Annotated in this window: 16 protein-coding genes; 11 read left to right on the plus strand and 5 right to left on the minus strand. The window is 73.4% G+C overall.

Annotation, left to right across the window (positions count from 1 at the left end; all coding sequences use genetic code 11):
* Window positions 1–151 precede the first annotated feature (151 nt).
* The 3 genes from OG766_RS15515 (at window position 152) to OG766_RS15525 (ending at window position 5,703) form a co-directional block, all read left to right on the plus strand.
* Window positions 152–412 carry a DUF2530 domain-containing protein gene (locus OG766_RS15515; RefSeq protein WP_266379370.1) on the plus strand — a complete coding sequence of 87 codons (261 nt, stop codon included), beginning with the start codon at window positions 152–154 and terminating at the stop codon, window positions 410–412.
* A 169-nt stretch (window positions 413–581) separates the two neighbouring features.
* Window positions 582–3,035, plus strand: a complete 2,454-nt coding sequence (locus OG766_RS15520; RefSeq protein WP_328725587.1) for an HAD-IC family P-type ATPase — start codon at window positions 582–584, stop codon at window positions 3,033–3,035.
* Window positions 3,036–3,201: 166 nt separating this feature from the next.
* Window positions 3,202–5,703: a hypothetical protein gene (locus tag OG766_RS15525; protein WP_328725588.1), complete on the plus strand. Its 2,502-nt coding sequence runs from the start codon at window positions 3,202–3,204 to the stop codon at window positions 5,701–5,703.
* A 68-nt stretch (window positions 5,704–5,771) separates the two neighbouring features.
* Here the strand turns inward: OG766_RS15525 and OG766_RS15530 are convergent, their stop codons facing one another.
* Together OG766_RS15530 and OG766_RS15535 are read right to left on the minus strand one after the other, a co-directional pair.
* Entirely contained in the window at window positions 5,772–8,924 is a 3,153-nt protein-coding gene (locus tag OG766_RS15530; RefSeq protein ID WP_328725589.1) for a sacsin N-terminal ATP-binding-like domain-containing protein, read from the minus strand.
* 416 nt (window positions 8,925–9,340) lie between these two features.
* Window positions 9,341–10,249: a DUF3027 domain-containing protein gene (locus tag OG766_RS15535; protein ID WP_266379380.1), complete on the minus strand. Its 909-nt coding sequence runs from the start codon at window positions 10,247–10,249 to the stop codon at window positions 9,341–9,343.
* Window positions 10,250–10,530: 281 nt separating this feature from the next.
* Between OG766_RS15535 and OG766_RS15540 the strand changes: the two genes are divergently transcribed.
* The 4 genes from OG766_RS15540 to OG766_RS15555 all read left to right on the plus strand — a co-directional run bounded on the left by OG766_RS15540 (window position 10,531) and on the right by OG766_RS15555 (window position 14,059).
* Entirely contained in the window at window positions 10,531–11,898 is a 1,368-nt protein-coding gene (locus OG766_RS15540) for an MFS transporter (RefSeq protein WP_328725590.1), read from the plus strand.
* A gap of 103 nt (window positions 11,899–12,001) precedes the next feature.
* The gene (locus OG766_RS15545; RefSeq protein WP_266379386.1) at window positions 12,002–12,481 is read left to right on the plus strand and encodes a DUF2771 domain-containing protein; all 480 of its coding nucleotides are present in this window, start codon (window positions 12,002–12,004) and stop codon (window positions 12,479–12,481) included.
* Between the two features lie 22 nt (window positions 12,482–12,503).
* Complete coding sequence (locus tag OG766_RS15550) at window positions 12,504–13,220, plus strand: futalosine hydrolase (RefSeq protein ID WP_266379388.1); 717 nt, start codon at window positions 12,504–12,506, stop codon at window positions 13,218–13,220.
* On the plus strand, window positions 13,217–14,059 hold the full coding sequence (locus OG766_RS15555; protein ID WP_266379390.1) for a 1,4-dihydroxy-6-naphthoate synthase: 843 nt from the start codon (window positions 13,217–13,219) through the stop codon (window positions 14,057–14,059). Before OG766_RS15550 ends, OG766_RS15555 begins: the two co-directional genes overlap by 4 nt.
* 150 nt (window positions 14,060–14,209) lie before the next feature.
* On the opposite strand, the gene OG766_RS15560 is transcribed toward OG766_RS15555, so the two are convergent.
* Window positions 14,210–14,593: a cold-shock protein gene (locus OG766_RS15560; protein WP_323137286.1), complete on the minus strand. Its 384-nt coding sequence runs from the start codon at window positions 14,591–14,593 to the stop codon at window positions 14,210–14,212.
* A gap of 180 nt (window positions 14,594–14,773) precedes the next feature.
* Here OG766_RS15560 and OG766_RS15565 point away from each other — a divergent pair, with 180 nt between their 5' ends.
* Window positions 14,774–15,034: a hypothetical protein gene (locus tag OG766_RS15565; RefSeq protein ID WP_266379393.1), complete on the plus strand. Its 261-nt coding sequence runs from the start codon at window positions 14,774–14,776 to the stop codon at window positions 15,032–15,034.
* Here the strand turns inward: OG766_RS15565 and OG766_RS15570 are convergent.
* Entirely contained in the window at window positions 15,031–15,684 is a 654-nt protein-coding gene (locus tag OG766_RS15570) for an HAD family hydrolase (RefSeq protein ID WP_328725591.1), read from the minus strand. The genes OG766_RS15565 and OG766_RS15570 overlap by 4 nt on opposite strands.
* A gap of 216 nt (window positions 15,685–15,900) precedes the next feature.
* Here OG766_RS15570 and OG766_RS15575 point away from each other — a divergent pair, with 216 nt between their 5' ends.
* Genes OG766_RS15575 through OG766_RS15585 form a run of 3 tightly spaced genes read left to right on the plus strand, consistent with a single transcriptional unit; the run spans window position 15,901 to window position 18,874 of the window.
* Complete coding sequence (locus OG766_RS15575; protein ID WP_266379400.1) at window positions 15,901–16,908, plus strand: FecCD family ABC transporter permease; 1,008 nt, start codon at window positions 15,901–15,903, stop codon at window positions 16,906–16,908.
* 38 nt (window positions 16,909–16,946) lie between these two features.
* A complete protein-coding gene (locus OG766_RS15580) occupies window positions 16,947–18,026 on the plus strand; it encodes a FecCD family ABC transporter permease (RefSeq protein WP_328725592.1) in 1,080 nt (359 codons plus the stop codon).
* Window positions 18,023–18,874, plus strand: coding sequence for an ABC transporter ATP-binding protein (locus tag OG766_RS15585; RefSeq protein WP_266379406.1), 852 nt, complete (start codon window positions 18,023–18,025; stop codon window positions 18,872–18,874). Before OG766_RS15580 ends, OG766_RS15585 begins: the two co-directional genes overlap by 4 nt.
* A gap of 406 nt (window positions 18,875–19,280) precedes the next feature.
* Here OG766_RS15585 and OG766_RS15590 read toward each other — a convergent pair whose 3' ends face one another.
* Window positions 19,281–20,276, minus strand: coding sequence for a hypothetical protein (locus OG766_RS15590; RefSeq protein WP_328725593.1), 996 nt, complete (start codon window positions 20,274–20,276; stop codon window positions 19,281–19,283).
* Window positions 20,277–20,349: the final 73 nt, after the last annotated feature.

The following is a 20,349-nucleotide window of genomic DNA, read 5'->3' on the forward strand; positions in this document are numbered from 1 at the left end:
CCCGGCTTCTTGGACGTTCATACGACGGAAACCGGACGGACGCAAACCGCTTCAGTATGAACGTATGACCGGAAGATCGGTATCTCCGCGCGTAGATGCCCGTGACGGAGGGGGCGCGGGAGGCGTGTGGGCCCCCGCCTACACTGACCGCATGGCGAAGTGGACCCCCAAGCACGAGGCACCCGAGCCCCTGGAGGGGCCGGTCGTCGGCACCATCGTCGGCGGCACGATCCTCTGGTTCGTCCTCTTCCTGGTCCAGATCCCCTTCTACGCCTGGTTCACCGAGCGCGGGCTGGGCTGGTGGGTGTGGACGTGCCTGGCCGGTGCGGGCCTGGGTCTGCTGGGCATCTGGTACGTCCGTAAGCGGGACGCGGCGATCAAGCGCGCGCAGGCGGAACCCGGCGCGGAGTAGCTGGAGCAGCCGGACAGTCGCTCAGCCGGACGGGCGAGCAGCCGGACAGCCGGGCAGGCGAGCCGCCGGACAGCCGGACAGCCGCCGACGAGGTTCCGACCCGGAGGTCTCCCCGACGTTCACCCGGCTCGGGGGGTGGACGACCCGCGTCCGCCGTACCGTCGAAGTCATGACTCAGCGGTCGGAGATGGGCAGCGACGGACCCGAGCACCGCGGCGGGGCGACCATCGACGCGGGCGCGGAGCTCGATCCCGTCCATCCCGTGGCGCCGCCCGTACGGCACCGGCCCGCAGGGCTCAGCGCCGCGGAGGTCGCCGAGCGGATCGCGCGGGGCGAGGTCAACGACGTGCCCCTGCGCAGCAGCCGGTCGACCGTCGACATCGTCCGGGGCAACGTCTTCACCCGCTTCAACGCGATCATCGGCGTGCTGTGGGTGATCATGTTCTTCGTCGCGCCGTTCCAGGACACCTTGTTCGGCTTCGTGATCCTCGCGAACACCGGCATCGGCATCATCCAGGAGCTCCGCGCCAAGAAGACGCTCGACGGACTCGCCGTCATCGGCGAGGCGAAACCCACCGTCCGGCGCGACGGGGCCTCCGGCGAGGTTTCGACATCCGAGATCGTGCTGGGTGATCTGATCGAGCTCGGGCCGGGCGACAAGGTCGTCGTCGACGGCGAGGTCGCCGAGGCGGACAGCCTGGAGGTCGACGAGTCGCTGCTGACCGGTGAGGCCGACCCGGTGGTGAAGAAGCGCGGCGACAGGATGATGTCCGGCAGCTTCGTCGTCGCGGGCGGCGGCGCGTTCACGGCCACCAAGGTCGGCCGGGAGGCGTACGCGGCGCAGCTCGCCGAGGAGGCCTCCCGTTTCACGCTCGTCCACTCCGAGCTGCGCTCCGGCATCTCCACGATCCTCAAGTACGTGACGTGGATGATGATCCCGACCGCCCTCGGCCTGATCATCAGCCAGCTGGTGGTGAAGGGCGACAACTTCAAGGACTCGGTCGCCCGCACCGTCGGCGGCATCGTGCCGATGATCCCCGAGGGCCTCGTCCTGCTCACCTCCGTCGCCTTCGCGATCGGTGTCATCCGGCTCGGCCGCCAGCAGTGCCTCGTCCAGGAGCTGCCCGCGATCGAGGGCCTGGCCCGGGTCGACGTCGTCTGTCTCGACAAGACCGGAACGCTCACCGAGGGCGGCATGGACGTCACCGAGCTGCGCATGGTCGACGGCAGCGACGAGTCGTACGTACGCAAGGTGCTCGGCGCGCTCGGCGAGTCCGACCCCCGGCCGAACGCCTCATTGCAGGCGATCATCGAGGCCTACCCGGACAGCGAGGAGTGGCGCTGCACCGAGTCGCTGCCGTTCTCGTCGGCCCGCAAGTACAGCGGCGCCGCCTTCAGCGAGGGCGACGGGCAGAGCTCGACCTGGCTGCTCGGCGCGCCGGACGTGCTGCTGCCGCCCGGCGACACCGCCCTCGGCGAGGTCGACCGCCTCAACGAGCAGGGGCTGCGGGTGCTGCTGCTCGCCAGGGCCGCGGCCGAGCTCGACGCCCCCGACGTGGCCGCGGGTGCCCGGCCCGCCGCTCTGGTCGTCCTGGAGCAGCGGCTGCGCCCGGACGCCTCGGACACCCTGCGCTACTTCGAGGAGCAGGACGTCGCGGCGAAGGTCATCTCGGGCGACAACGCGGTGTCGGTGAGCGCGGTGGCCGGGAAGCTGGGCCTGCCCGGCGCGGCGGACACCGTGGACGCCCGCAAGCTCCCCACGGAGCGGGAGGCGATGGCCGCGGAGCTGGACGCCAACGCGGTGTTCGGCAGGGTCAGCCCACAGCAGAAGCGGGACATGGTCGGCGCGCTCCAGTCACGTGGCCACACGGTCGCGATGACGGGCGACGGCGTCAACGACGTGCTCGCTCTCAAGGACGCCGACATCGGTGTCTCCATGGGCTCGGGCTCCGAGGCGACCAAGGCCGTCGCCCAGATCGTGCTGCTCAACAACAGCTTCGCCACCCTGCCGTCGGTGGTGGGCGAAGGCCGCCGGGTCATCGGCAACATCACGCGCGTCGCGACGCTGTTCCTGACGAAGACGGTCTACTCGGTACTGCTGGCGGTCCTGGTCGTCTGCGCGCAGGTCGAGTACCCGTTCCTGCCGCGTCATCTGACCCTGCTGTCGACGCTGACCATCGGTATCCCGGCCTTCTTCCTGGCGCTCGCCCCCAACAAGGAGCGCGCCAAGCCCCACTTCGTACGCCGTGTCATGCGGTACGCGATCCCCGGCGGGATCGTCGCGTCGGCGGGCACCTTCCTGACGTACATGCTGGCCCGCTCCCACTACAGCGGCGCCGGCGCCCTGGCCGCCGAGACCAGCGCGGCGACGCTGACCCTCTTCCTGGTCGCCATGTGGGTCCTGGCGATCGTCGCCCGGCCCTACACGTGGTGGCGGGTCGGGCTGGTCGCGGCGATGGGTCTGGCCTTCCTGGTGGTGCTGGTCGTGCCGTGGCTGCAGGACTTCTTCGCGCTGAAGCTGGTGGGTACGACGATGCCGTGGGCGGCGGTCGCGATCGCCGCGGTGGCGGCGGCGGTGCTGGAGTTCGCGTGGCGGTGGGTGGACCGCAAGTTCCCCGCATGACTCCCCTGTTCGAGGGGAACACGTGAAGGTTTACTCTTCACCGAAACAGCGGTCGCTGTGACCCGTGGCGCGGCGAGCGCCCGGGGTGGGGAGGGGAGTTCCACACAGCATGCGGCACAACTGGACAGGGCGAAGAACCACAGGGGGAATGCTGACGGCAGCGCTCATGGCTGCCGCCGTCCTCCTGGCACCGGGCGAGAGCCTGGCGGCGGACGGTGCGGCGACCACGCCGCCCGCGCCGACGGCCGGAGCGCCGGCGGACCAGCCGGCTCAGGGGGTGGCGCTCGCGACCGGTGAGCGGGTCGAACTGGTCAAGGGCAAGGGCGCCGGAGCGCCCGGCTTCCGCGTCGTACCGAAGCGGGCCGGCGAGCAGCCCGGACGTTACGCGTTCAGCAAGGTGGACGGCAGGCTCCAGGTGCGGCCCGTCGGCCTGAAGAAGCCGGTGGGGGCCACGACGGTCACCACGGGAGCGGCACCGAAGTCCGCCCCGGCGCGGTCCGCGCGGGCGGCCTCCGCCGCGTACTCCGTGCGGATCCAGCTCGCCGGCACGGACCACTTCGGGCCCATCATCCACGTCTGGGACCGTAAGACGTGGACGTACCACGACGTCGCCGAGGAGCAGTGGGACTCCTTCGGAACGGTGTCGCTGCCGCCGGGCGACTACGTCACGATCGGGATGTTCAGCAACTGGCGGCAGCCGACCCACCTGCTCACCAAGACCTTCACCGTGAAGGACCGCGGCCTGACGGTGTCGCTCGACGCGAGCACCGCCAAGGAGACGGGCATCACCACCGACGACCCCACCGCCCGGCGGGCGAGCGCCGCCGTGTGGATCCGGGTCCCGAACGGGGGCATCGCCGGCTTCATGGGCGGTTGGGGCGAGAAGGTGTACGTGACGCCGATCTCGCTGCCCGGCGTCTCCCTGCGGGTGCACGACGTGCTGGTGAAGGACGGCACTTCGGAGAACAACCCGAGCCCGTACCGCTACGACCTCTTCCACAGCTTCGACGGCACCGTGCCGGCGAACCCCACGCGCCTCGTGCGGACGGCCGACCTGGCCAAGACGGTCACCACGGTGCGTTCCCAGGGCAGGGACACCCTCGGCCACCTCTCCACCACCGTGGACACGGGCCAGCCCGATGACGGCGTCTACGTGGGCTCCCCGATCCGGGTGCCGGCCACCGTCACCGAGTACGTGACCCCGGGCCGCCCGTTCTCCCGGCTGGTGGCGACCGGCAGGCACCAGCTGTTCGCCCCGACCCGCACCCTGGCCAAGGGCACCCAGGCCGGGGAGACGCTGGGCATCGCCCCGTTCGCGGGCAGGGGGGACGAGTTGTCCTCGATCCACCGCCTGGGCTCCACGTTCCAGATCTACGATCCCCGCGCCTTCAGCGACGGGGCGGGCAACCACGGCTCGGACCACACGTCGGCCACCCAGGACATGGTGCTGAGCGCGAACGGCACGATCCTCGCCGAGGTGAAGGGCCTGGGCTACCCGGAGGTCTGGCACGCGACCACCGGCGCCCCCACCCAGCGGGCCGGCTACCGGCTGGTGCAGACGGTCCACCGCACCGCGGACTACGCACGGCTGAGCCACCGCCAGACCACCGAGTGGACGTTCTTCTCCAGCGGGTCCCAGTCGCGCTGGGAGGAAGTGCCCCTGGTGGACGCCGCTGTGCGCGTCGACGGCCTCGACACGCGCAACGCCGCGGGCGCCTCGCCCGTCACCGTGACGGCGACCGCCGACTCACGACTCGTCTCGGCGACGGCGACCGTCACCGGCCTGGAGTACTCGGCCGACGACGGCGGAACATGGACGGCGCTGCCCGTTCCCGGCACCGGCGACACGGCCTCGGCCGAAGTCACCGTGCCGCAGGGCGCCCGGTTCGTCTCCCTCCGGGTGACCGCGAAGGACACCGAGGGCTCGACCGTCCGGCGCACGGTGGAGCGTGCCTTCGCCGGCCCCGTCCCCACCGCCGACGAGACCGTCGGCGCCGTCACCGTCACCGACGTGTCGGTCAACGGCGGACGGGTCGTCGCTCCCCCGGTGGGCGACTACGCCGACTACCCGGCCCGGTTCACCGTCTCCGACCCGTCGGGCATCGCGGACACCTTCCTGTACCTGTACCGCGGCTCGTACGCCCGGCCGGACGGTGTCATCACCGGGTGGAAGCCGCAGTGCACCCAGGTGAACGCGACCACCTCCACCTGCGAGACGACCATCAGCATCGACGCACGCCGGACCCTCGGCCGCAACGATCTGTCCGGTGAGTGGAAGGTCGCGATCGGGGCCCGCTCCCTCGACGGCCGCAGCTTCACCGAGCGCAGCGCCGTCGGCTCCGCGCTCGTCCTGCGCCAGAGCCGCGTCACGATGACCGCACCGGCCCAGGCCACCAAGGGCAAGCTGTTCGCCGTCCAGGGCATCGCGGGCCTCGTCGACTGGTCGACCGGCCGCTGGAACGCGCTGAAGGGCCGGCCGGTGCAGCTCGAGTACCGCAAGCCGGGCGTCACGGCCTGGACCGTGGCCGCGAAGGTGACCGCCGACGCGTCCGGCATCGTCAAGGCCACTCCCAAGGCCGAGTTCGACGCCAACTGGCGGTGGCTGATGCCGCGCACGGGCGAGATCGGGGCCGCGGCCTCACCGGTCTTCTTCGTCGACGTGCGCTAGCACCCGCCGGCACCGTGCGAGAGGGGCGCCGGTCTTCGTGACCGGCGCCCCTCTTCGTCTGCCGTGCCTCAGTCGAACCAGCGGTCCCGCGCCAGTTCCTCCGTACGGGACGGGTCCTCCAGCAGTGCCGCGACCTCGAAGCGCCGTGGCCACTGGCCCGCCGCCCAGGCGAGTCCGGCGGCGACGCCTTCGACCGTGGCGGCGTGGATGACTCCGTCGGGGGTGCGGCGCCAGTCGAGTTCGACGCCGCCGGCGAGGAGTTCCTCGTGCTCGACGTACGAGGCCGGGGTCGCCGGGCCCAGCAGGGCGTGCACCGAGGAGGGCACCTCGTGCTCCTCGCCGACCGTCGTCACCTCCGCCTGGACCGCCTCGCTCAGCCGCCCGACCTGGAGCAGGTCGGCCAGGTCCGCCGCCCGAACCGGGGAGACCGGCAGCAGCGGACGGTCCGCGGTCAGCGGGAGCAGGTCGGGGGCGTCCGCGACGAGCGCGTCCGAGGCGTCCACGACCCGCACCTCGCCGTCGACGACCGCGCGCAGTTCGTCCGGGAGCGTCACCTGCTCCGGGTCCAGGTCGGCCAGCGCGGTGTAGAGGGCGTGCAGCTGGGATGCGGTGACCGGGCGCTCCGGGTCGGCGAGCCGGCCCAGCAGCTCGGCCGCGCCGCCGGGCTCGTCGAGGAGCGCGGCGACGGAGGTCCGTACGCCGAGCGCGTGGAGCACCTGCTCGTCCTCGAAGCCGGTCGCGTCGGCCGAGTCGTACAGGCCGACCAGCAGCGGATCCCCGCCGGAGGCCCGCAGCCCCGCCGGCCGGCGGCCGCCCAGCACGGGGTGGTCGCGCAGCCACCACGCCGTGTAGGGGCGCACGGTGTCGGTCGTGCCGTCGGGCAGCAGCACCCGTACGGTCTGGGTGAGGGCGTCCCGCAGCGGCGGCTGCGCCAGCAGCGCGAGCGCCTGCGGCCACGCCTCGTCGTCGACGAGGTCCAGATCGCGTACGGCGACGATCTCCGTCGCCACCGGCGGCACCGGGGTGTCCGGCAGCCGGTCCAGGACGTCCTCGCACCACACGTCGACCGCGTCCAGCAGTCCGGCGTCGTCGGGTTCGGCGAAGTCCCCGTCGCGGGGATCCAGTTCGTCGGGGTCGAGGACGACGTCGGTGGCGCGGACGAGGGCGAAGTTCGCCAGCACGCCGCAGGCGGCGAGCGGCTGCTCGCCCCAGCGCTCGGCCAGTTCCGCGTCGACGAGGGCGAGCTCACCCTCACGCATGACCGACGCGAAGGGGCTGCCGGGCAGCACGAGTTCGCCGGCGGGCGCGGGCTCGCCGTCCTCGTCGGGCAGCGCGAGCGCGCCCAGCCACGGCTCGTCGCCCGGCTCCAGACCCGCGTCGCGGACCAGGGCGAGGACGATCTCCGCCAGCTCCTCGCTGTCGGGCGCGTCCTCCTCCCACAGCATGTCGCCGTCCTCCATCGACGCGGCGACGGCGGCCCGCACCTGCGGGGTCGTCAGCACCGCGCGGGGGGTCGCGGGCAGCGCGCCCAGCTTCTCCAGCAGCGGGTGGGCGGCGTCCGGGTGGGCGACCTTCAGCCCGAACCGGGCGAGCCCGTCCGGGGTTTCCGAGGTCGGCAGCAGCACCTGGCGCGGGCCGATGGTGGTACGGGCCGCGCCGCGGCGGGGCCGGAGCTCCTCGTCGTCCTCCGCGGCCGGCGCCTCGGCGGCCTCGGCGCCCCTGCCCGCGAGCGGGACCGGCAGACCGGACAGCCGCTCGGGGTCCACGCCCGCGAGGCTGTCGTAGAGCCGCCACCACCACGCCGGGTCGCGCTCGATCCCGGCGAGCCGGTCGATCGCCTCGGTCAGCGGAACCCGTGCGACACCGAGCGTCCGCAGCTCCACCCGGCGCTCCAGACCCGCGGGCAGCAGCGTCGGCAGGACGTCCGCGAGGACGCGTACGGTCTCGGCGCCCGCGCCCTCGACGACCTCGGCCTCCAGAGGCCGCAGCGCCACCAGGTCCTCCGAGGGGGCGGCCGGGGCGAGGAACGCGATGCGCGGCAGCAGCTCCAGGATCGCCGCGCGCAGCGCGCCGTCCAGTTCGCCCTTGCCGAGCGGCCCCGGGACCAGGTCGATGGTGCCGGTGCTGACCGGGTGCCAGTCACGGAGCAGTTCGGCGTACGCCTCGGCCGCGCGCCGCACCAGGAAGTCGGTGAGCGGGCCGGGCGCGGGGTGGCGGCGGGCGGTGTCCAGCGGCAGCGACGCGATCAGCAGCGCGGGCACGCCGAGGGGTTCGTCCGTCGGGGTGGGCGCGTGGACGACGGGCGCGGTCGCCGGGTACACGGGCAGGCCCTCGGTGTCGACGGGCACGGCCCAGGTCACGGTCCAGTGCGGCCGCAGCCGCTCCTCGACCGGGCGGTCGGCGAGCAGCGCGGGCTCGACGGGCCCGTGGTGGGTGACGGTGCGCCAGCGGCTCAGGCCACGGGCGGTGTCGTCGACGTGGACGTGGTCGCCGTGCTGCGAGCGGCGCAGGGTCCGTACCCCGTCCGGGGTCTCCACGACGATCTCGCTGATTCCCGGCAGGGTCAGCAGCAGGGCGTCGTCGATGCCGGCGAGCAGCCGCTCGACCAGGTCCTGGGCGGTGCCGTCGCGCAGCGGCAGGATCACCACGGTGTCGTAGCCGTCGGGTGCGGTGCCCTCGGCGGGCAGCGGCAGCCGCAGCAGCGGTACGTGGCCGTCGCGGCGGCGCAGCTCGTCGCCGAGGCCGGGGCCGGCCTGCGCGGCCTGCTCGGCGAGTCCGCGTGCCTCGGCCAGCGACCACCGGACGCCGCCGTGCCGGCCGACCACGGCGGGCTCGTCGCTCACGGCGAGCACCGCGGCGAATCCGACGCCGAACCGGCCGACGGCGCCCTGGTCGTGATCGCGCTTGGCGGAGGCCCGCAGCGTCGACAGCGACTCGACGCCGGCGGCGTCGAGCGGGGCGCCGGTGTTGGCGGCGACGAAGGTGCCCTGCTGGAGGGTGAGACGCAGCCGGCCGGGGACACCGGCGCGCGCGGCGGCGTCGGCGGCGTTCTGGGCGAGCTCGACGATCACGCGGTCGCGGTAGCCGCCGAGGGCGAGGTCCTCCTCGGCGTTGGCGTCCTCCCGGAAGCGGGCGGGGCTGGCGCCCCAGGCGTCGAGCACTCCACGCCGCAGCCGCGCCGTCCCGAACGGGTCGGCCCCCTCGGTCGTCCTGACGCTCACGCCTGTCTCCGCTCTGAAGTCCCTGTTACCGGTGTACCGCTGAACGGCGGTCCGCGCCGCCCGCCGCCGCCCCGTCGAGCGCCGCGCGCGGTCGCTCACCGTGCGGCCCGAAGGTACCGCGTACGGCGGCGGTGGCTGCTCCCCGCCTCCCCCGCACGGGCTGGAAAAAGCCCTCCGGTATCAAGGTGCGGGCTCGCCTAGGGGACCCGGCGGCAGGCGACCGGTGGGCGGCACCGGAGGCCCGGTTCTCGCTGCGCAGCGCCCTGTCCCACGAAGGAAGACGGGCGTACGAAGGCCCGCGTCCGAAGGCCCGCGTCCGAAGAGCGGCGTACGAAGAGCGGCGTACGAAGAGCGGCGTACGAAGACCGGCGCACGAAAGCGGGCCCGCACCCCAGGGGCGCGGGCCCTGCCGCCTGCTACGAATGTCCGAGGTCGTCCGACGACGCCGTGTCCACATGGTCCGGGACCGAGCCGCTGTCCGGCGCGGGCCGGAGCGGGAACTCGTCCGGCCGCATCGAGTCGAGCACCGGCGGCGCCGGCCGGGGCGGCTTCGGCATGACCGCCGCCTCCGAGTGCCCTCCGCACCCGTACGCCAGCGACACCACGTTCCCGTCCGCGGGCGAGAACTCGTTCGCGCACACCCCGAAGGCCTGCTTCAGCGAGCCCGCGAGCGGCACCAGGAACCCGCACGTCACGCACGAGGCGGGCGCCGCCTGCGCCATCGGGGTCTTCGCCCCGTACGACTCCTCCCAGCGGTCCGCCGCGACATGCAGCCCGTACCGGGACAGGACCCGCGCCCTGCGCATCCCCAGTTCCTCCGCCAGCGACGCGATCGCGCCCCGCGACGGCGCGCGCGTCACGATCTCCGCGTCCTCCGCGTCGACGCGGTCGGCCATCTCCTCCGACACCGCGGAGTTCGGCGGCGGGGCGTCCTCGCCCGTGTAGCCGGGCTCCAGACGCAGGTCCTCCGCCTCCGTGGGCAGCAGGTCACCGGGGCCCATGTCGCCCGGACGCAGCCGCTCGCTCCACGGCACCCACTCCGGCGCCAGCAGCGCGTCGGGGCCCGGCAGCAGCACGGTCTCGTCGACGGTGATCACCTTCGCGCGGGACGCGCGAGCGACGGTGACCGCCCAGCGCCAGCCCCGGTACCCGGGCTCCTGGCACTCGAAGAAGTGGGTGACGACCCGGTCGCCCTCGGACACGAGCGAGACATGCTCGCCCACCACCCCCGGCGCCGCCGCCTCTTCGGCGGCCGCGCGCGCGAGGTCTACCGCCTCGGCGCACTGACGGTCAGGGGTACGGCTTCGCGTCGTCGCAGCACTCACAGGTCTCGCTTCTCTCCTACGCCGTCTCACGGGTGCGCCGGCCGATTCGCGATGTAACGGGCGGCGGGCGGAGCGGACCAGAGGGCCGCATCGACGTCCGCGCCCGGGCAATCCGTCTCGGGCACACCTAACATCACCCATTCTGCGGGATGACGAAGAGGCGCGCGGCCGAGAACTACCGCCGGTGGCGCGCTACGCACGCTACCCCCTCCGTGGCGCCCCGCCCACCTGCCCGTCCGAATCCCGGTTCGGGTCGGAGGTCCGTAGGGCACTATGACGACGTGACAGCCGCGAGGTCGTCCGGCGTTTCCGGGCCGCTGAGCAGGGCGTGGCGCGCGACCGGCCGCGCCCTGCACCTGCCGTTCACCGGCGCGGCACGAGGCATTCGCCGGGCGACCCACGCACACGGCGCCGGCGAATCCGGGCTCGGAAAACTCATCGAGCTGCACGCCGTCAACGGCGCCGGCGACGTGATGATCACCGTCGCGCTCGCATCCACCGTCTTCTTCTCCGTCCCCACCGACGAGGCGCGCGGGCGGGTCGCGCTCTACCTCGCGATCACGATGGCCCCGTTCGCTCTTCTGGCCCCCGTGATCGGGCCGCTCCTGGACCACATCCCGCACGGCCGCCGCGCCGCGATGGCGGGCACGATGACGGCCCGCGCGGTGCTGGCGCTGACCATGTCGGGCGCGGTCGCGACGGGCGGCCTCGAGCTGTATCCGGCCGCGCTCGGCGTACTGGTGTGCTCGAAGGCGTACGGGGTGATCCGCAGCGCGGTCGTCCCGCGTCTGCTCCCCCCGCGCTTCGCCCTCGTGAAGGCGAACTCCCGGGTGACGCTCGCCGGGCTGGTCGCCACCGGGATCGCCGCGCCGGTCGGCGCCGCGCTGCAGCAGATCGGTCCCGAGTGGCCGCTGTACGGGGCGTGCGCGATCTTCACGGCCGGCACGTTCCTGGCGCTCAGCATGCCGCACAAGGTCGACTCGGCGAAGGGCGAGCGCAAGGCGCACATGCTGACCCACGGCGAGCGCAGGCCGAGCCTGCGCACGGTGGGCCCGTCGGTCCTGCACGGGCTGCAGGCGAACGCGGCGCACCGCATGCTCTCCGGGTTCCTGATCTTCTTCCTGGCGTTCCTGCTGCGGGTCCATCCCCTGGCCGGGCAGAGCGCCGCCGCGTCGCTGGTGATGGTGGGCGTCGCCGCGGGCATCGGCAACGCGTGCGGCACGGCGATCGGGGCGTGGGTACGGCACCGCCCGCCGGAGGTGATCGTGGCCACGGGTCTGACGCTCGCCCTGTCGGCCGCGGTGCTCGCGGCCGTGTTCTTCAGCCCGCTGATGGTGGCGGTGCTGGGCGCGGTCGCCGGACTGTCGCAGGCCCTGTCCAAGCTGTCCCTGGACGCGATGATCCAGCGGGACGTCCCCGAGGCGGTGCGGACGTCGGCGTTCGCCCGTTCGGAGACGCTGCTCCAGATGTCGTGGGTGGTGGGCGGCGCGATCGGGATCGCCCTGCCGCTGAACGGCGTCCTGGGCATGTCGGTCGCGGCGGTCATCCTCGCGACGGGCGCCGTGCTGGCCCTTCGCGGCCTCCTGGTGGCCTCGCGCCGCAGCACGACGACCACGGAGCGGACGACCGTGGCGCCCCGGGTCCGCTGATCGGGGCCCGGGCCGGGACCGGTGCGGTGGTGTGCGGGGCCATCGGGGCGCCACGCCGCACCCCCGCGATGCGGGATCGCGGGGGCCCGATAGCCTTCGGGCCATGACCGTTGCGTTCCTCACCGGCAAGCACCGCCGGGCCGCCGCCGCCCTCGGTGCCGTGTCCGCCGGCCTCCTCGTACTCTCCGCCTGCGACAAGCCGACCCCGCTCGCGACCGTGACGGTCGGGACGACCTCGGTGCACACCGAAGCCGCCTGCTACAACGACGGCGCCGCGATCAGGGAGTCGCTGATCCAGGGCTGCCTCAACGAGAAGGCCGAGAAGTCCATCACGGTCGCGGCCGACGACAAGGTCCGCTTCGGTGTCGACCCCGAGATCGCCGAGAACGGCTGGACGATCTTCATCGGCGGCCAGCGCGCCGAGCAGGAGCCGTACCACAAGACGTACCGGACGATCCCGGCCAGCGCGTTCTTCACCAGCCCGACGACCGGGGAGCCCTCCAGCTCCGCGCAGGTCTCCGTCGTGGAGACGACGGGCAAGAAGCTGACCGGCATCTGGCACTTCAAGCTGCTGAAGGACTGACCGGACCGAACCGGGCCCAGCCATGCGCGTACTCGTCGTGACCGCGGTGCCGGCGGAGGCCGACTCCGTCGTCGCCGGTCTCTCCGCCGACGGCCCGTCCCCCGCGCACTCCCTTCCGGGCGGCCTCACCCTGCGCCGCTGTGCGGGCGCGGAGGTGACGGTGGACGTCCTGGCGGGGGGCGTGGGCCCGGCCGCGGCGGCCGCGGCGACAGCGACGGCGCTGACGGCCTCGGCGACGGCGACGGGCCCCGCCTACGACCTCGTCGTCTCCGCCGGGATCGGCGGGGGCTTCGCGGGGACCGCCCCGCTCGGCTCGCTCGTCGTCGCGGACGCGATCGTCGCCGCCGACCTGGGCGCGCAGACCCCCGACGGCCATCTCGCCGTCGAACAGCTCGGCTTCGGGCGCTCCACGCACGTCCCCGCTCCCCTCTCGGAGCGGATCGCCAAGGCTCTGGACGCGGTGCACGGTCCTGTCCTGACCGTGTCCACCGTCACCGGCACCGCCTCCCGCGCCGCCGAGCTGACCGCTCGTCACCCACGGGCCGCCGCCGAGGCGATGGAGGGCTTCGGGGTCGCCGAGGCCGCCACCGCGCACGGCGTGCCCGTCGTCGAGATCCGTGCCGTGTCCAACGCCGTCGGCCCGCGCGACCGGGCCGCCTGGCGCATCGGCGAGGCCCTGGACGCACTGCGGAACGCGTTCCGGCTGCTGAGCCCCGTACTCGAGGAGGAGGCCCGATGACCAAGGTCAAGATCGCCTACTCGCCCTGCCCCAACGACACGTTCGTCTTCGACGCCTGGGCGCACGACCGGGTCCCGGGCGCGCCCCGTCTCGATGTCACGTTCGCGGACATCGACATCACCAACGGCATGGCGGAGCGCGGCGAGTTCGACGTGCTGAAGGTGTCGTACGCCGTCCTGCCGTACGTCCTCGACCGCTACACGCTGCTGCCCTGCGGCGGGGCGCTGGGGCGCGGCTGCGGCCCGCTCGTGCTCACGCGCGAGCCGGGCGTGGACCTGACGGGCGCGACGGTCGCCGTGCCGAGCGAGAAGTCGACCGCGTATCTGCTGTTCCGGCTGTGGGCGGCGGACGTGCTGCCGGACGGGGTGGGCCGGATCGTCGTGCTCCCGTTCCACGAGATCATGCCGGCGGTCCGGGACGGCAAGGTGGACGCCGGACTCGTCATCCACGAGGCGCGATTCACGTATCAGAACTACGGGCTGCACTGCCTCGCGGACATGGGCGAGCACTGGGAGTCGACGACGGGCCTGCCGATCCCGCTCGGCGCCATCATCGCCAGGCGCTCGCTGGGCGAGGAGGTGCTGACCCGTCTCGCCGAGTCCGCACGGACGTCCGTGCGCATGGCCTGGGACGACCCGGCGGCGTCCCGCCCGTACGTGATGGAACACGCCCAGGAGATGGACCCGGCGGTGGCCGACCAGCACATCGGGCTCTACGTCAACGAGTTCACGGCCGCCCTCGGTGAGGACGGCTACGCGGCGGTGCGCGGACTGCTCACGCGCGCCGCGGCGGAGGGTCTGGTCCCGGCGCTCGGACCGGAAGCGCTGAAGTTCCCCTGAAGAGTTCGCTGAAGCCGCAGGATTCCCCGGACTCCCCGGACTCCCCGGACTCCCCGGACCTCCTGACTGCCTGACTCCCTGACACACGTCGCGGCCGGGGGCGGATGCCGCCCCCGGCCGCGACGTACGTCGAGCCTGCGCCCTGCCGGGCTAGACGTCGAGCTGGTCGGCGACCGCGCGCAGCAGGCCCGCGATCTTCTTGCCGTGGACCTTGTCCGGGTAGCGACCGCGCTCCAGCTGCGGCGTGATGTTCTCCAGGAGCGTCGTCAGATCCTGCACGATCGACGCCAGCTCGTCCGGCTTACGACGCTGCGCGGCGGCCACGGAGGGGGTCGGGTCGAGGACCGTCACCGAAAGTGCCTGGTCACCGCGCTGGCCCGCTACGACGCCGAACTCGACCCGCTGGCCGGGCTTCAGGCTGTCGACTCCGTCAGGAAGCACCGACGAGTGGACGAAGACGTCGCCGCCGTCGTCGCGGGAGAGAAAGCCGAAGCCCTTCTCGCTGTTGAACCACTTGACCTTGCCGGTAGGCACGTCTGTCCTCGTCCTCGTACTCGTCGGGAATTGCGAAAAAAACTGGTCCGGAAAGCAAAAACTGCTCTGGATAGCACTGCAGCGGGTCCACCGACCCGCCACCACCCAAGGCTAATGGTCCAAGGGCCCCTGACAAGACGTCCCCGGTGGTTCCTACGCGCTGGGAACTACCCTGGTCGGGTGACTCATGAAACCCAAGCGAATTCGGCCGCTCCCGGCGACGGGCTCGTCCGCGTCGGCGCGATCGTCTTCATCATCGGCGCCGTGGCCACTCTGGTCACCGTGGCCCCACTGTTCCTCGGTACGGAGCCGTTCCCGACCGTCGCCTATCTCGTCAGCATGCTCATGGGCGTCGGCTTCCTGATCGCGGGAGCGGGGGTGCTCCGGTCGATCGCGGCGCAGCGCCGTCAGGCGCGCTCCTCGGCGGCCCCGTCGGCCTAGCCGGCGGCGTTCGCGTCGGCGTACTCGGCGAGCCAGGCCGGGAACGCGGTGAGGTCCGGCAGGACCACGTCCGCCCCCGCCTCACGCAGCTCCCGCTCGTCGCACGGCCCGGTCGGTACGGCGACGGACAGCGCCCCGGCGGTACGGGCCCCGCGCACATCGCCGATGTGGTCGCCGACGTACACCCGCGCGTCGTGCTCGCGCAGCGCCTCCGCCTTGGCCTCGGCCCACAGCCAGCCGATGACCTCGTCCGGCTCCAGGCCGAGGTGGACGAGGTGCATCTTGGCGTTCGGCTCGTGCTTGGCCGTGACGACGACGGCGCGGCCGCCGAGCGCGTGGACGGCGGCGATGGCCTCACGGGCGCCGGGCATCGCGGGCGTCGGCGGGATCGCGTACGCGGGGTACAGCTCGCGGTAGCGGTCGGCGACCTCCTGGATCCGGTCGTCAGGGAACCAGTGCGCGAGCTCCTGCTCCAGCGGCGGCCCGAGCCGGGTGACCGCGAGGTCGGCGTCTATCCGGACACCGGTCTCGGCGGCGAGGGCCTGGTAGGCGGCCCGGATGCCGGGACGCGAGTCGATCAGGGTCATGTCGAGGTCGAAGCCGACCGTGAACGGTCGCGGGAGCGGTCGCGTCAGGGGTTCCGGAGCCATGCAGGCCATTGTGCCTGTGGGCGGACGGCGGCCGGAGGGAGGCCGGAGAAGGGCCGGAAGGTGCCGAGGAGCACCGGAAGGGGTGCCGGAGGAGCAGCGGAAGGTGCCGGAGGAGGACCGGAAAGGGGCCGGTAGGGGGCCGGGTGGGTGCCGTCGGGCGTACCGGAACCGGTGCTTACACTTAGCCGAGCCTTACCAACCTCCTGATGGGTTTCGATGTCAGCCGCCGCTCCCAGAACCAGACGCGTGCTCGCGGTCGCGGCGGCCGCCGTGGCGCTGCTCGTCGCGGTGCTGCTCAGTCTCGCCGTCGGGGCGCGCCCCATCGCGCCGTCCGCGGTGTTCGACGCCCTGCTGCACGGCGGAACAAGTGATTCCGCCGAGGTCGTGCGTCAGCTGCGGCTGCCGCGCACGCTCATCGGCCTGATGGTCGGCGCCTCGCTGGCACTCGCCGGCACGGTGCTGCAGGGCCTGACCCGCAACCCGATCGCCGATCCCGGGATCCTCGGCATCAGCCAGGGCGCGTCGGTGGGGGTGGTCCTCGCGATCGCCTTCGCAGGTGTGCACACCCTCCTGGGCCATGTCTGGTTCGCCTTCGCGGGCGCGGCGCTCGCGTCGGTCGCGGTGTACGCGATCGGCTCCAGCGGCCGGGGCGGGGCGACGCCGGTGAAGCTGGCGCTGGGCGGCGCGGCGATCAACGCGCTGCTGGTGTCGGTGACCATGGCCGTACTGACGACGAAGGCCGCCGCGCTCGACGAGTTCCGCTTCTGGCAGGTCGGCGCCCTCGGCGGCCGTGACGCGGAGATCGCCGTTCAACTCCTGCCCTTCCTGCTGCTCGGCACGGTGCTCGTGGTGTCCGTCGCCCGCGGACTCGACGCGCTGGCCCTCGGCGAGGACGTGGCGAAGGGCCTCGGCCGGCGCGTCGCGGCGGTACGCGTCGTCGGCGGCATCGGCGCCACGATCCTCACCGGCGCGGGCGTCGCCGCGGCCGGCCCGATCGCCTTCATCGGTCTGGCGGTCCCGCACATCGCCCGCGCGATCGTCGGCACCGACCACCGCTGGGTGCTTCCGCTCGCCGCGCTCATCGGGCCCGTGATGCTCCTCGTGTCCGACGTCGCCGGACGCGTCCTGTTCCCCCCGAGCGAGGTCCCGGCGGGTGTGATGACCGCCCTGATCGGTGTCCCGTTCCTGGTCGCCCTGATCCGCCGGAAGACGGTCCCCGCGTGAGCCCGGCCACGGTGCGGCGACGACGAGGAGAGCATGCGATGACCGTCGAGGCAGTGGCCCGGCGCGGTGTGCGGCCGGCCGGGTACAGCCGGGTGCGGGCCGGGCGGGGCACGTTCCTCGTGCACCGGCGGGCCGCCGGTGTCGCCGTGGCGCTGACCGTGGTGCTCGCGGGCGTGTGTGTCGCGTACCTCTGCTTCGGCGAGAGCTTCGTCGCGCCCACCGAGGTCGTGAAGGTGCTCCTCGGGCAGCCGTCCGCCGAGGAGTTGGTCGTCGGCACGCTGCGGCTGCCGCGCCTGGTCGTCGGGCTGCTCGTCGGCGCGGCCTTCGGGGTCGCCGGGGCGCTCATCCAGACCGTCGCCCGCAATCCCCTCGCCAGCCCGGACATCATCGGCATCAGCCAGGGTGCGAGCGCGGTCACCGTCGCCGCGCTGACCTTCGGCGTCACCTCGTACGCCGTCCTGCCGTACCTGTCCGTCGCGGGCGGCATCGCGGCCGCCGCGCTCGTGTACGTGTTCGCCTGGCGCGGCGGACTCCACGCGACCCGCTTCGTCCTCGTCGGCATCGGCTTCGCCATCGCCCTGCGCTCGGTCACGAGCCTTTTCATGACCAAGGGCGACTATCTCGTGGCCCAGCAGGCCCAGATCTGGATGACCGGATCCCTCAACGGCCGCGGCTGGGACGAGGCCGCGCCCCTCGGCTGGACGCTCCTCGTCCTGGTCCCGGGCGTGCTGTGGGCCTCGCGGGCCATGCGGAACGTGGCCCTCGACGACCACACCGCCACCGCGCTGGGCGTACGGCTCGGGCGGGTACGTCTCGGCCTCGTCCTCCTCGGCGTCCTCCTCGCCTCCGTCGCGACGGGCGCCGCGGGCCCGGTCGACTTCGTCGCGCTGCTGGCGCCGCAGCTCGCCCGCCGGACGACCCGTACCGCGCAGATCCCGCTGCTCTGTTCCGCGCTGCTGGGCGCGGTCATCGTCGTACTCGCCGATCTGCTGGCGCGGCGCCTGCTGGCACCGACCGAACTGCCCGTGGGCGTGCTGACGGCCGCCGTCGGCGCCCCCTACCTGGTCTGGCTGATCGTCCGCGGCCGCACCGGCCGTACCGCTGGAGGGAACGCATGAGCAGGCTGACGGCCCGTGAGCTGACGCTCGCCTACGAGGACCGCACGGTCGTCCACGAGCTCGACCTGGCCGTTCCCGACGGCCGGGTGACCGTCATCGTCGGCCCGAACGCCTGCGGTAAGTCGACGACCCTGCGCGCCCTCGGCCGGCTGCTGAAGCCGAAGGGCGGCGCGGTGCTGCTGGACGGCACGGAGCTGGCCCGTATCCCGACGAAGCGGATCGCGCAGCGGATCGGGCTGCTGCCGCAGTCGCCGGTCGCACCCGAGGCGATCACCGTCGCCGACCTGGTCTCGCGCGGCCGGCAGCCGCACCAGGCCTGGTGGAAGCAGTGGTCGGACGAGGACGAGCGGGCCGTCACGGACGCGATGGAGCGCACGGACGTCACCGCGCTCGCGGACCGGCCGGTGGACGAGCTGTCGGGTGGTCAGCGGCAGCGCGTGTGGATCGCGATGGCGCTGGCGCAGGAGACGGATCTGCTGCTGCTCGACGAGCCGACGACGTTCCTGGACATCGCGCACCAGGTGGAGGTCCTCGATCTGGTGCGCCAGCTCAACCACGAGCGCGGCCGGACGGTCGTCGCCGTGCTGCACGACCTCAACCAGGCCGCCCGGTACGCCGATCACCTCGTCGCCATGAAGGAAGGCCGCATCGTCGCCGAGGGTCACCCGTCGGACGTCGTCACCGCCGAACTGGTCCGGGAGGTCTTCGGCCTCGCGTCGGTCGTCGTCCCCGACCCGGTGACGGGGTCACCACTGGTGGTTCCCGGAGCGCCCTGGCAGGCGCCGGCAGCCGGCCCGGCCGCCGTGCCCGCCCAGGCGGACGGGGCCCGCGCCGCGGGCACCGTGTGATCCTGCGGGCCCCGCCGCACGACGCCGCGCAGCCCCTGCCCGACTCCGGACGTCACTGACCGACGCCAGGCATTCCTGCCCGACTCCGGACGTCCTGAGCCCCTCCGGGTGCCCCTGCCCGACTCCGGACGTCCCTGAGCGACTCCGGGTGTTCCTGGCGACCGGATGGTCCTGGCCGACGCCGGGTGCCCCTGCCCGACTGCGGACCTCCTGAGCGACTCCGGACGTCCCTGACCGACTCCGGGTGTTCCTGGCGACCGGATGGTCCTGGCCGACGCCGGGTGCCCCTGCCCGACTGCGGACCTCCTGAGCGACTCCGGACGTCCCTGACCGACGCCGGGTGTTGCTGGCGGCCGGATGGTCCTGACGAGGTGGTCACCAGCGTGGTGGCCGCCTTCGCCATGGGTCACCTCCGGCGCGCGCGCCAGATCAGGAACAGCGCCGACGCCACCGCCGCCGCCCGCACCGCCCACGGCCATGTCCCCGCCAGCGCCTCGCCCATCGCTTCCCCGCCCGGCGCGATCGGGTCGCCCCAGCGGCCGTCGAGGCGGCCCCAGAGCCAGACCGCGGCGGTCAGGGCGACGAGGCCGGGGAGGCCGAGGACCGCCCATTTCGCTTCGGTGCGCGAGAGCGCCCGGGTGGCGTAGGCGAGGAGCCAGCCGCCGGCCAGGGCGATCAGTGAGCCGAGGATCGCGCCGACGGCCAGGAGCGTGGCGGCGAACAGCGGCATCGGATGGCCGAGCGACACGCGGGCGGCCGCTTTCCCGGCCGCAGGATCCGGAGCCGTCCCGGCCGCGGGGTCGGGGGCCGCGGGCCCACCGCGACGGGACCGCAGGCGCCACCGGCGCCGTGAACCGTCAGGCTCTCCCCCGGCCTTCGCCGCCTTGTCGGCGTCCTTGGCCGCGGCGTCACCCGGCCGCGGAGGCGTCAGCAGGTCCGGGATCTCCACCCCGCCGACGAACCCGCCGACGGACCCGCCGACGAATCCTCCGACGCGCTCGCCCGGCTCCTGGCCGGTCCGCTCGATCCGCCACCAGTCCGGCTCCGGTGCCGTGTCGCCCAGGAGGTCGTCGCCGGCGGCGGCACCGGACCGCTGCTCCGGGACGGACGCGGCCGTCGCGTCGGAGCCGAAACCGGAGCCGGAACCGGAGCCTGAGCCGGAAGCGCCCTCGGGGCCGGTGGCCGCGTCGTCCACCACCTCGTCCGGCGACCCCAGCCGGCCCAGGATGCGCTGGACGGCCGCGGGGCTGTCGGTGCCGTACTTGGCGCGCTGCCGGTCGATCTCGTTCCGCAGCGACGACACGAGCTGCATCCTGGTCCCGGAGGGCAGCTGGCGTTGCTGGGCCAGGTCGCCGACCCGGCTCAGGTAGTCGAAGACAAGCTGATCGCTCTCGATCCCCACGGTGCCCCTCCACAGCGCGCCCGTACCGCCGCCCGGTCCTGACGTTAGCGCCTGGGCAGGGGCTAACGTGGGG

The sequence above is a fragment of the Streptomyces sp. NBC_00259 genome, from assembly GCF_036181745.1.
Lineage (GTDB): Bacteria > Actinomycetota > Actinomycetes > Streptomycetales > Streptomycetaceae > Streptomyces > Streptomyces pratisoli.